Origin of the sequence: Sphingobacterium sp. BN32 (assembly GCF_030503615.1) — a bacterium.
Taxonomy (GTDB): domain Bacteria; phylum Bacteroidota; class Bacteroidia; order Sphingobacteriales; family Sphingobacteriaceae; genus Sphingobacterium.
This window is the reverse complement of the sequence record NZ_CP129963.1, coordinates 3,072,642-3,085,505: the sequence shown is the minus strand read 5'-3', so window position 1 is coordinate 3,085,505 and position 12,864 is coordinate 3,072,642. Positions and strand designations below refer to the sequence as shown.

At 41.6% G+C, this 12,864-nt stretch carries 9 protein-coding genes and 1 tRNA gene; 7 read left to right on the top strand and 3 right to left on the bottom strand.

Going from position 1 to position 12,864, the window contains the following annotated elements; all coding sequences use genetic code 11:
* Positions 1–25 precede the first annotated feature (25 nt).
* Together QYC40_RS13030 and QYC40_RS13025 are read left to right on the top strand one after the other, a co-directional pair.
* Positions 26–424: a transposase gene (locus QYC40_RS13030; RefSeq protein ID WP_301990012.1), complete on the top strand. Its 399-nt coding sequence runs from the start codon at positions 26–28 to the stop codon at positions 422–424.
* 35 nt (positions 425–459) lie between these two features.
* Positions 460–1,269: an IS3 family transposase gene (locus QYC40_RS13025; protein WP_301990011.1), complete on the top strand. Its 810-nt coding sequence runs from the start codon at positions 460–462 to the stop codon at positions 1,267–1,269.
* A 168-nt stretch (positions 1,270–1,437) separates the two neighbouring features.
* On the opposite strand, the gene QYC40_RS13020 is transcribed toward QYC40_RS13025, so the two are convergent.
* Positions 1,438–2,034: a 50S ribosomal protein L25/general stress protein Ctc gene (locus QYC40_RS13020; protein ID WP_301990585.1), complete on the bottom strand. Its 597-nt coding sequence runs from the start codon at positions 2,032–2,034 to the stop codon at positions 1,438–1,440.
* A gap of 477 nt (positions 2,035–2,511) precedes the next feature.
* On the bottom strand, positions 2,512–3,468 hold the full coding sequence (locus tag QYC40_RS13015) for a ribose-phosphate pyrophosphokinase (protein WP_301990584.1): 957 nt from the start codon (positions 3,466–3,468) through the stop codon (positions 2,512–2,514).
* A gap of 620 nt (positions 3,469–4,088) precedes the next feature.
* Between QYC40_RS13015 and QYC40_RS13010 the strand changes: the two genes are divergently transcribed.
* The 5 genes from QYC40_RS13010 to QYC40_RS12990 all read left to right on the top strand — a co-directional run bounded on the left by QYC40_RS13010 (position 4,089) and on the right by QYC40_RS12990 (position 12,614).
* Positions 4,089–4,664, top strand: coding sequence for an RNA polymerase sigma factor (locus QYC40_RS13010; protein WP_301990583.1), 576 nt, complete (start codon positions 4,089–4,091; stop codon positions 4,662–4,664).
* 145 nt (positions 4,665–4,809) lie between these two features.
* Entirely contained in the window at positions 4,810–5,826 is a 1,017-nt protein-coding gene (locus tag QYC40_RS13005; protein ID WP_301990582.1) for a FecR family protein, read from the top strand.
* 143 nt (positions 5,827–5,969) lie between these two features.
* A complete protein-coding gene (locus QYC40_RS13000) occupies positions 5,970–9,266 on the top strand; it encodes a SusC/RagA family TonB-linked outer membrane protein (protein WP_301990581.1) in 3,297 nt (1,098 codons plus the stop codon).
* Between the two features lie 2 nt (positions 9,267–9,268).
* Complete coding sequence (locus tag QYC40_RS12995) at positions 9,269–10,834, top strand: RagB/SusD family nutrient uptake outer membrane protein (RefSeq protein ID WP_301990580.1); 1,566 nt, start codon at positions 9,269–9,271, stop codon at positions 10,832–10,834.
* Position 10,835: 1 nt separating this feature from the next.
* On the top strand, positions 10,836–12,614 hold the full coding sequence (locus QYC40_RS12990) for an FG-GAP-like repeat-containing protein (RefSeq protein WP_301990579.1): 1,779 nt from the start codon (positions 10,836–10,838) through the stop codon (positions 12,612–12,614).
* An 83-nt stretch (positions 12,615–12,697) separates the two neighbouring features.
* Here the strand turns inward: QYC40_RS12990 and QYC40_RS12985 are convergent.
* Positions 12,698–12,768: transfer RNA gene (locus QYC40_RS12985), tRNA-Gln, on the bottom strand.
* Positions 12,769–12,864 lie beyond the last annotated feature (96 nt).

Here is a 12,864-nt window from a genome sequence, read left to right as displayed (position 1 = left end):
GTTGACCACAAAATGGAGGTACTAAATGCAAACAAATTTGCGGTTAATCAGGAAATCACGGGTTTATTCTGATGATTTTAAGCGGGAAATAGTTTCCCTATTTGAGAGTGGGAAGTTGAGTGTTCTACAGTTAGAGCGGCTTTATGGAATAAGTAATCCCACGATCTATAATTGGATCTATAAATTTTCTAACTTTAATGAGAAAGGACAACGTATAATGGAGATGAAATCAAGTAGCACCCACAAAGTAAAAGCCATGGAACAGCGTATCCGTGAACTGGAGCGGATGATCGGCCAGAAGCAGATCAAGATCGATTTCTTGGAGAAGATGATCGACATCGCTGGAGAGGATCTTAAGGTCGATATCAGAAAAAATTTCAACACCCCACCATCGGATGGTTCCGGGAACACGCAGGAAAAATAGATTATTCCCTCAATCAGCTTTATAGAACCGTTGGTATGAGCAAACAGGCGGTGCATCAGCGCGCTGTTCGCCATTCCCGTTATCAGGTTCAATTCGCTGAGCTGATCGAAAAAGCGGATAAAGTGCGTAAGGAACATCCCGGTTGTGGGGTGGAAAAACTGTATTATATGCTCCGTCCGGATTTTGTGGGGAGAGATCGTTTCATAGAGACCATGATGTCTTTAGGATATCGATTGAAGGTCAAGAAGAACTATCGCAGGACGACTCGCGGGCTTTCCACAGCCTACCCTAATCTGATCAATGGCTTGGTTGTAGGGACTCCCAATCAGGTTTGGCAATCGGACATCACCTACTTCTACGTGGGCGATAGGTTCTACTATGGAGTGTTCATTATCGACGTTTACACCAAAAAGATCGTTGGATATCAAGTATCCAATCATATGCAGTCAACAGCTAATCTTAAGGCACTACGAATGGCCCTTAAGAATAACGGGGCACCCCAATATCATCATTCAGACCGAGGTGCCCAATATCATGCGACAGCTTATCTGCAGCTGTTGAAAGAGAATAATTGCAGGGTGAGCATGGGCAAGAGTGCCCAGGACAATGCATACGCTGAGCGGATCAATGGAACCATCAAGAATGAGTATCTGGATTATTGGAAGCCCAAGACGTTCGAAAGCTTAAAAAAAATGGTCAATAGAGCTGTCAAACAGTACAATAAACGAAGACTGCACAACTCATTACATAGGATGTCGCCAGAGAGTTTCGAAGAAAAGTGGTTTAGGGAGATATTGTCTCCTAAACCACTAATAACTATATTTGATCAAGTTGATAAATTGTAAAAACGGTCAACACTATTCAGGGACAGACAAATGTCTAAAATCTAATGTCTTATATCTAATATCTAAAGACAACGTCTAAAATCTCACATCTCACAGCTCATATCCAAGACAAAAAAAAGAGGTAATCGAAAGATTACCTCTTTTTTTTGTCTTGGAATTGTGTATTCCTTATTTTTTACCGCCTTTAGCTGCTTTCGCTGCCTCTTGTTCTGCTTGACGTAAAGCACGAGACATGATTACAGAAACGATCGTATCGTCAGCGTTGTTTAATACAACAGCGTTTTCAAGTTTCACTTGACCTACGCGGAATGATTTACCAACTTCTAAGCCTTCCATAGGAACTTCTACTTCTTGAGGTAAGTTGTTAGGTAATGCTTTAATACGTAAGCTACGTAATTTCTGAACTAATTTACCCCCCATTTTAACACCTGGAGATGTACCAGTTAATTTTACAGGGATATTGATAGACACTTCTTTGTCATCAAATAACTCTAAAAAGTCAACGTGAGTAACTAAATCTGTCAATGGGTGAAACTGCGCATCTTGAACGATAGCTTTTGTTTTCTTGCCGTTGATATCCAATTCTACGAAGATCACCTCTGGAGTGTATAGAACAGATTTCAAATCAGCTGCGGATACCGAAAGATGTGTTTGTTCTTTACCACCGTAAAGAACTGCAGGGACTTGACCCTCGTAACGCAATTCTCTCGAATCTCTTTTCCCTACGTTCTGTCTTGCAGAACCGCTAATAGCAATTGATTTCATGTTATGAATTTATTATAAATTGAGGTGCAAAGATAATTACTTTGTTTTATAAAACAAAGTAGTAGTTAGTATTTAGTAGTTAGTAGTTAGACCTATGGCGGGAATAGACGTTAGATATAAGACATTAGATTTTAGAGCCTTTGTCTTGAACCAGGAAAGCAAGGATAAAAAGAGGAGCAGGACAATTTGGTTGTCTGAACCAGAAAAGGAAGGATAAAAAGATGAGCAAGATAATTTGGTTGTCTGAACCAGGAAAGGAAGGATAAAAAGATGAGCAAGATCCTGTTAATCCTTAAATCCATTTTTTCCTGGTTCAAAACAATACGCATCCTCCCTTTCAAAACAACACGCATCCTCCTTTTCAAAACAATACGCATCATTTCAAAACAAGGAATTCTTCCTCTCAAAAAACCTACAAAAAAATGGCGACCAAATTGGCCGCCATAGGTCTTTATACTAAATACTAACTACTAAATACTAATCAACATTAAACAAATCCGAAATTGAACCATGTTCATTTACGTTTTTGATAGCGTTAGCGAAAAGTTTATCAGTAGACAATACTCTAATTTTGCTGCATGTTGCTGCTTTCTCAGGGTTTAGCTGAATCGTATCTGTGACGATCATTTCAGATAATACCGAGTTTTCGATTGTCTCGTATGCTTTTCCGGATAATACGGCATGTGTACAAACCGCACGAACGGATCTAGCACCGTTCTCCATAATCAAGGCTGCTGCTTTTGATAAGGTACCTGCTGTATCGCAGATATCATCGATCAATACCACATCCTGACCTGTTACATCACCAATAATCGACATCGATTCGATTTCGTTAGCACGTTTACGGCGTTTATCACAGATGACAACCTCTGCATTGAAGAATTTTGCGAACGTACGGGCACGGTATGAACCGCCCATATCTGGCGAAGCAATCATCAAGTTTTCTAAGTTCAATGATTTGATGTAAGGAACGAAAATAATCGCACCATCTAAGTGGTCAACAGGGATATCGAAGAATCCTTGGATTTGGGCAGCGTGTAAGTCCATCGTCATGATGCGGCTAGCACCAGCTGCGGTGATCAGATTAGCGATCATCTTAGCGCCGATTGCCACACGTGGCTTATCCTTACGGTCTTGACGTGCGAAACCAAAATAAGGAACTACAGCAGTGATGTAGTGGGCAGAAGCACGCTTTGCAGCATCAATCATCAATAACAACTCTAGCAGATTGTCTGTAGGTTGATTGGTAGACTGAATAAGGAAAACGTCGCTACCACGAACAGATTCGTTGTAGAAAGGTTGGATTTCTCCGTCTGAAAATTTAGAAAGAGTCTTGTCGCCAAGGGGTTTTCCGTATGCTTTCGAAATTTTTTCTGCTAATTCTAGGGTGCCAGAACCAGCAAATAGTTTTACCGTGTTGAATTGCAAAGGCATGGTGAGGTATTTTTTGGGGTTTTTATTTAAAGAATTTTCAATTACTGTTTTCCTTACTCCAACATTAGCTTGCTTTTAACCTAATGTTGCCGCAAAGTTAGGTAAATGTTTGAGAATTTAAAACAATATATAAACTGCTGTTTTATAAGCCTATGTTTTTGCCCGGTTTCCAACAGAAAAGTGTCGAAATCCACTCATAGACCGATCCATATCCTCGAAATAAGCAGCAGCAACATGCATCAGATCATTGCCTTTAGTCTCTCCTTTCAAACCCAATGTATAGCCCTTTCTGAGCGGCCTTGAAAGGGTTATACATTGGGTTTGAAAGGGGTCTGAAAGGGGTTTGAGCGGTAGCGGCTAGGGAGAAGCCACGAATGAGCTCTTTTGAAACTCGGTAGAGGACTCTTGAAGTATGTTTTTGCATGGTTGTATTTTAGTCCATACAAGGAAAGCAATAGGGTTTACCTTGTGGACGCGATATTTCTTGTCGCCCATCCGGAAGAATTAGGGCAGCTTTAATCAAAGTATAATAGGCAATAGGAGTGGTTAACTTAAAGCTAATACTATGGTTATCATTTCTTGATATTAACACGGTAATTTTGTTTGCTAAAGATTGGGAAATGCGCGATCAATATATTTTGGAACTATTTGAAGCGATCAGGTACGGAGATAAAGATGCCTTTGAAAAATTTTACAATGAGACCTGGTTCCCACTTTTTCAGACAGCTCTATCAAAGACCCGTGATGAAGCTGAAGCACAAGATATTGTCCAAGACCTCTATATTCGGCTGTGGGAGCGACGTGAAGCTATTGTGATTGCGTCCAATCCTAGTGCTTATTTACGTGTCATGCTACGCAACGAAGTTGTTCGAAGGCTGCGGAACGCACTTGAATTGCAACAAAAGAAAGAGCGCTATGCCTTTAGTCTTCAAGATCTTGCTGAAAACATGGAAGATATCGTTTTGACGAAAGAACTGGAAGGCCAATTGGACAAAGAAATCAACAAGCTTTCTCCCAAGCAAAAAGAAATATTCTTGATGTATTATGTTGAAGGTCAGTCCTCCGCGGAAATCGCTTCCCAACTTGCTATTGCTGAGCAAACCGTTAAAAATCAATTGGTATTGTCAAAGCGAAGATTGAAAGTTCTGATCGAAGGACTTGCCTATGCGCAAATAATAGCCTATCTCTTTCGTTAATCAGCCGAATACAGGTAGTTAAAAGCAAACCAACACTGCGTTGTGTTGGTTTGCTTAGGCCGATTACAGCAGTTCACAATTTCTTAATCATTTGCTAACGAACATGGTATAGTACTGATTCCTCTTTTTATGCTCTTCTAGGTGTATGAGTGAAAAAAGAAAATATTCAGAATCCGAACTTGCCAAACTTCTGCAGCATTATGAGGACGACAAATTGTCGACAGCTGAGAAAGAGAGGCTTCAAAAATGGCTGGATCGCGTCGATCCGCAAGCTGAGACCTACTCGGAGCTTCAGAAAAAAAGAATTCAACAGACGATTTACAGCAAAATTGAGCAAGCCTTGTCTGCCCATCAGCCTATCATTAGGACAAAAAGAGCGGGTGGAAAGCAATATTTGTATAGGTGGATTTCAGCCGCCGCTATCATCTTGATTGTTGCTTCTTGGGTGCTGTTTCAACAGTTTTCTTCGCCTTCCCATCAAAACACACAGGCTAGCCTCAACGAGACTTTTCAGTGGAAGGAAGTGAGCAGCAAAGCGGGCCAACGTTTAAAGGTTGGTTTTCCGGATGGAACGATCGTTTGGCTCAACTCCAATTCCACGCTACGTTATAAGGATTCCTTTTCTACCGGACCATCTCGCGATGTGTATCTGGAGCGAGGGGAAGCATTCTTTAATGTGACTAAAGATACGTCCCGCGCCTTCATCGTGCACACCGAATTTGCTGAAAATAAAGTCGTAGGGACCGCTTTCAATATCCAATTGAAAGACGCCGATGGAAACTACGCCTTGTCGATGTTATCGGGAGTTGTTGAGTTAACAACTAATAACGGCATAGGATCTCAGAAAATGCTTGTCAGTAAGGGCGAGCGCGCTGTCTATTCGTTGAAAGACAAAAAAGTTTCCATGATCAGCTTAAAAGATAACGACTGGAACCTTTGGACTTCCAATATACTTAGCTTCAAAGCAGCAAATTGGCCGGTACTAATCCAAAAATTAGAAGATTGGTATGGGGTGAAAGTGAATATGGATACTCCTCGTTTTCCAGATCAACTCTTCACGGCACAGTTTAAAGACGAGTCTTTAGAAAATGTGCTGAAGTCATTACAACAAATTAATAGCTTCCGATTTAGGATTAAGGGGAAGGAGGTTTATATCGAATAAGCTCGTCTTCGAAATCAAGTGGAAGTAGCGCGTTGAAACTTGCTGACCATGCTTCTGAAGGCTTCCGTTGAAGTCGTAACGCTCGTAAAGAGCGATAGTCCATATCTATCACATGAAAAAATAATATTCCTTTTAAATACGCTATGACAAAGCACTTTCTAGCCTGTGTTATTTGCTACGCTATGTTGCAATATTCTCATGCTTCTCATATAAAAGCCCAAGTGATTGCTAATACGAGTCTAAGTATTCCCGCGGCAAATAGTACGTTGGAGAATTTTTTAGAACAAGTTCAATCGCAATCCAGCTATAACTTTATGTTCAATCCGAAAGAAATTTCGAGTAAAAGAACGATAAGAACAACAACATTTAATTCCCTTCAACAAGTTCTGAGCTATCTAAAAGATGATTTAGGTCTAGTTTATCAAATTGAAGGTAAAAATATTTATCTCAAACCTCAACCTGCGCCCGTTAAATTTCAGGGCACCGTAGTGGATGAAAAAGGAAATCCTATTGATGGCGCATCCATTCGAGTTTTAGGTACGCCAATTCAGACACAAACTGATGAAGGAGGACATTTTTCATTTTCAGTTTCTTCGACCAAAAATGTGGAACTTAAAGTCTCCTATCTGGGCTTCAATAGTTATCAAACTTCCCTTAAAATGAGCGGTGATAAAGTTCGAAACTTATCGATTGAACTACAGGCTACAGGGAATTTGCTCGATGAAATCAACGTTTCTTATGGAAAACAAAAGCGAAACGAAGTTACAGGTTCCATTCAACAGATACAGACCGAGGAGCTTCAAGATATGCCGGTCAGTCAATTTGCCCAGCAATTGCAAGGAAGAACCCCAGGCGTTCAGATTTTTCAGACATCGGGACAGCCGGGTAGAGGGATGTCCTGGCGTATTCGCGGTGCGGCATCTTTAAATTCGGGCTCGGATCCCTTATTCGTGGTCGATGGGATGCCCATAACAGGAAGTATCAATAACATTAATCCAGCTGAAATTCAGGCAATCAGTATTCTGAAAGACGCTTCTGCGACCGCACTGTATGGGTCGCGAGCTTCAAACGGCGTTATTTTGATCACAACGAAAAAGGCAAAGGCGGGGGAAGGGACGAAGATTGATTTTTCAGGCAACTATGCCATTCAAAAAATCCCTAAACGTGGCATACCGGTTATGATGAATGCGCATCAGTATGCTACGTTTATGAAGGAGCGCTTTGAGGACATGATTAAGTATGAGAAATTTACCGGTAAGATTCCTGATGAATATCAAAATCCAGATCAGTATGGGGTGGGAACTGATTGGTTCAGCGTGCTTACCCGCACCGCTCCACAGCAGAATTATGATATCAGTTTAAGCACGGCAAACGAAAAATCATCCACGACAGTTATTGCAGGATACCAGGATCAGCAGGGGGTTGTTGTGAATAGCGGGACAAAGCTATTTTCATTACGATTAAATCAAACCTACAATATGGTCGATAACAAATTGAAACTCGGGGTAAACTTGGCGCCAAGCTACCGTAAAGATCATAATAATCGATTAGACGATGGTATTCAAGGTATTGTTCAGAAGGCTTCGGAAGCCAGTCCCTTGTTTAGCCCTTATCAAGAAGATGGTTCCTATACGCGTTTTGTGAGCTCTCCGGGAATGGTGAGTTATATAAACCCTTTGGCACGGTATGAATTGACGGTTGACGACTATAACACCACTCGCATTTTAGGGAATGCCTTTGCGGAATATGAAATCATCTCAGGCTTAAGTATCAAGGGTTTAGCCGGCGTTGATATGGGGAAAGAAATGCGGCAGTTTTTTGCACCATCAATATTAAATACGAATACAATCGCTACAGGTATCAGCAGTGCGGTAGAGAATTACAGCTATACGGCAGAATTAAATGCGAGCTATAATAAATCGTTTGGTTTGCACAATCTCGAGCTGTTAGCGGGCTACTCCGCACAATCCTTTCAACAGATGTCGAATCGCGTTAATGGTCAAAACTATACTTCTGATGACGTTCCGTACTTAAATGCTGCAACGAACATAACTGGCGGAACAAGCAACTCAGCAAGCTATGCTTTGCTATCCACGATTGGCAGGTTGAACTATAATTACGATAGTAAATATTTATTGGGTCTTTCTATCCGCCGTGATGGATCGTCCAGATTTGGTGCCAATGAGCGCTACGGAACTTTCCCGGCAATATCGGCCGGATGGGTAGCAAGTAAGGAAGATTTTATGTCGCCAATCAGGTCAATTAACCTGCTTAAAATTAGGGGTAGCTACGGGGTAACCGGAAATAACAACATTGGTAATTACACGCATATTCAACAAATAGGTGCGTCGAATTATATCATTAATGGATCGTTGGTACCAGGAAGCACGGTTGTGTCGCTAGGTAACGACTTTTTGGCTTGGGAAAAGACCAAACAGCTAGATATTGGTTTGGACTTGGAGCTTTTTGATAATAAGCTAACGTTTACCTATGACTATTACAATAAATTGTCGGACGGTCTAATCCAATCCCGTCCCATCGACCAAGCATCTGGTTTTACGAGCATAATGTCTAATGTCGGCTCGGTTAAGTTTTGGGGCCATGAGTTTAGTCTTGGTGCTAATTTTCAATTTGGCGAAGTACAATGGAATAGTAATTTCAACATGACGTTCGATCGAAATAGAATCGAAAAATTGGTGAGCCCCGGCTATTTCCGCCGCTTTAACAATATTTCTGCTGACTATTATCGGAATCAGGAGGGTTATCCTTTAGGGATGTTCTTTGGTTTTATCAATGAAGGACTGATCAAGGATGAAGCAGACTTGCAGGCTGCGGGCAAATATGATAAGATTAATATTGGCACCATAAAAATTAAAGATCTTAATGGAGATGGCGTTATTAACGAGAACGATCGTACGTTTATCGGGAATCCTAATCCAAAATTCTTGTATGGATTTATCAATAATTTCAAGTATAAGGAAGTTGATTTGAGCTTCACCTTTGCTGGCTCTTATGGAGGTAAACTAATCCTTCCTGCGAAATGGGCATACTTAACCAATATGGACGGCGCGCGAAATGTGTTGGCAGAAGCAGCAGACCGTTGGCGGTCGGTGGAAAATCCAGGCTCAGGGAAATTTCCGCGTACATTGTCGGGAAGTACTTCTTGGGGGCGTAATGTCAACGATCAATGGATAGAGGATGGTTCATATTTGGCAATCAAGAATATTACCTTAGGGTATACCATTCCGCTAAAGAGTAAGGCTTTGCAGCATCTGCGCGCCTATACTTCTGTTCAAAATATTTTTTACCTCATGAATTACTCGGGCATGAATCCGGAGATCAGTCTTAATGGACTGGAAGGGATGGGAATCGGTATTGATGAAAATGCTTACCCTGTTCCGCGAATCTATTCTTTTGGCTTTAATCTAACAATCAAATAATTATGAAACTGTTGATATCAACAAAATCCATCATACGCCTTGCAATATGCACAAGTACGATCTTTATTACTTCTTGTAATCAGTTTTTAGAGTTATCTCCCTCGGATCAGATGTCGGGGAAAACATTTTTCAAAACAGAGAATGACTTCCGTCAAGCTTTATATGCAGCATATAATCCCTTGCGCGTAGTGGGGCCTGATTTTTACACTTCAGAGATGCGGTCCGACAATACGCATTATGAATATAATCCAGGAAATCAAGGTACAGCCATCTATATGCGGCAGGATATTGCAGATTTTACTTACAATTCGAGCAACGATTATAGTGCTTCGATTTACACGAAAAGTTATCAGGGGATCTCTCGCGCCAATATTGTTATTGGGAGAATGGAAGGTGCTGATATTGCCGCGGAGGCTAAGCGATCGATTGAAGGACAAGCTCGATTTTTGAGAGCGTTCTATTATTTCAAATTGGTCCAATACTTTGGTCGAGTTCCGCTTTACTTGACTGAGGTTGTCAATGAACCGGATGCATTCAAGGAGCAGAGTTCGGTAGATGATGTCTATGCGCAAATTATTGTTGATGCCGAAAAAGCAATCGAACTATTAGATGCGCCGAAGAAATTTCCACAAACGGGCGAGGCGACTAAAGGAGCTGCCAGTATGTTGCTTGCGAAAGTATACGCGACACGTAAGGAATATGCAAAAGCAATTTCCCTATTGAAATCAATAGAAACGATGGGCTATGAACTTCTTCCGAAGTATGAGGATGTTTTCAAAACCAGCAATAAAAATAGCAAAGAGTCCTTGTTCGAAGTTCAGTTTAAGGAAGGTTTAACAGATGGTATGCAGAGTGATTTTATCTATACCTTTCTCCCACGATGTTACAATACGGCTCCGATTACGTTTGGGGTAGCATCCAATAACACCTCGAACACCGGAGGAGGATGGAATACGCCGACCAAAGAGATGATTGCCGCATATGAGGCGGGCGATTCAAGACTGGAGGCCTCTATCGGTATCGCCGAAGGAACTTACGACGCCAGCAACTATTTTAAGTTGGAAGCTAATAAAGCGGTGACCGGCTACAAGGCGCCAGCAGGTAAGGTGGGTGTACCTTATATTAAAAAATATCTTAATCCACATGTCAATCCTAACAACACAAATGACAACTGGCCAGTATTTCGATATGCGGATGCGCTATTGTTGATGGCAGAAGTTTACAATGAAATGGGAAATTCACAAGCCGCTTTACCCTATTTAAATAAGGTTAGATTGCGTGCTATGCCTTCGGCTCCTGCGATTGCGGTTACTGATCAAGCGCAGTTGAAAGATATTATCCTTCATGAACGTCGTGTGGAATTAGCCTTCGAAAATCATCGTTGGTTTGATCTGCTCCGCAGTGGCAAGGCCGTGGAAATCATGAAGGCCAATGCGGTTTGGATGAAGGCAAATTATCCGTATCTATCTAGCACTTCTTATGATATCAATGCGAACAAATTGCTCTTGCCTATTCCTTTTTCTGAAATAGGCGTAAACCCTAAATTAGAACAGAATCCAGGATATTAATATGAAAAATAAGTTTTCCATATCATTAATAATTGCTTGTGCGCTGTCAACCTTCAGCTTGACTCAAGCACAACAAAAACAGCCTAAAAAGTTTTCTATTGCTGTCTTGCCAGACACACAATATTATACGGCCGAGAGTCAAGGCGCCGATATTAGCCTGTTCGAATCGCAAATCAAGTGGATTCGTGAAAACGCTAAAGCGGAGAATATTGCTTACACGATTCATTTAGGAGATATTACGGATCACGGCGATCATAAGCCCAGAGAGTGGGAATTAGCCGCAAAAGCAATGTATGCACTAGAGGCTCCGTTGCCTGGACTAGCCGATGGGATGCCCTATGGACTAGCGATCGGTAATCATGATCAAGTGGCTAGCCAGTTTGCCAAATCCGGACGTACAGACGGATACAACAAATATTTTGGGGTTGATCATTTCAAGAACAAATCCTACTACGCCGGACATTTCGGTTCGGATAATGATAGCCATTACGACTTGTTTAAGGCGCATGGACAAGCGTTCATCGTGATTTATATAGAATATGATGCATTTGATGAGCAGCAAGACCAAATGAACGATTGGGCGGCTGATCTTTTGGAAAAATACGCCGATCATAAAGCGATTGTAGTTTGTCATTATACGCTGTTTTTGAACAAGACGGCAGGAACCAACCAAGGGGAAATGGCGCCGTTTGGTAAACAGGCCAGCCGCATCTATAACCGACTGAAAGTGTATCCGAATCTTGTGGCTATGCTTGGAGGCCATGTTGGTGATAATGGAGAGGGATATAGGCAGGATACCTATGCTGGAAATACCGTGCGTAGTTACTTGTCGGACTATCAAAGTCGTGCAATGGGTGGTAATGGGATGATGCGGTTAATGACGTTTGATCTGGATCAGGATAAAATTTCGATAAAGACTTTTTCGCCATATCATGACTATGAAGAAACCGACGATGATTCACGATTTGAAGTGCCACTCTTTAGGAATCCCTCGGGTAGTCGCATTTTCGATTTTGATGGCGACGGAAAATCGGATTTATTCAGCTATGAAAATGGGAATTGGATGAATTTGGACAACAAATTGAAATTCTCGAATTGGAATGCGAAGGGGGTAGCTGTTGCGACTTATAGAAATAGGAATGGCAGAACAGAGCCTTTGGTTTATCAATTGGATAAAGGAAACTTTATAGCGAAGGATGGTGTTACATTAGCGTTTGGGAAAGCTGGAGAGGTTCCGGTTCCGGCAGATTATGACGGGGATGGGATCGCGGACTTGGCGGTTTGGGACACAAAGACGGCGCAATGGAACATCGCGGGAAAAGAGTTGCTGACGCATGGTTGGGAACAGTCTTTGCCTGTTCCGGCGGATTACGATGGTGACGGGGCTGCTGAAATTGCCGTATGGCGTTTTCAAAACAATACCTGGTATATACAGGAGGTAGGCAATGTGCCGTTTGGAGAGAAAGGAGACGTGCCTGTACCTGCTGATTATAACGGAGATGGACGTGCAGAGATAGCCGTTTGGCGACCTTCTACAGGCGAATGGCTAATTCTTGGTGGGGAGCAAAGTGTAAGATTGGGTAAAAAAGGAGATCTGCCAATTCCTGGAGACTACTTTGCCGAAGGAAAAGTACAGCCTGCTGTTTTTGATCCCGAGGCTAAGCTTATTCGATTCCATAACGGACAGACCAAAGCATGGGACGTCAAGATGCAGGATATTGTTAATTTACCCTACGTCATTAAGGAATACTATTTAGACTTGCTAGCTAATGCAAAATAAAAACGGTTATATTAATCAATTTCGTGTTGAAAAAAGGGCATAAAAAAAGGACTGAATTTCTTCAGTCCTTTTATTTTGGAGAGTTGCCCAACCTGGATTCGAACCAAGACAAACGGCACCAAAAACCGTCGTACTACCATTATACTATTGGGCAATCTTTCAGTTTGTCATCCGGTTTTGTTCCCTTTTGACGATGCAAATATACGTCGACTTTTCTATTCTGCAAATAAAAAATGACGTTTATTATTAA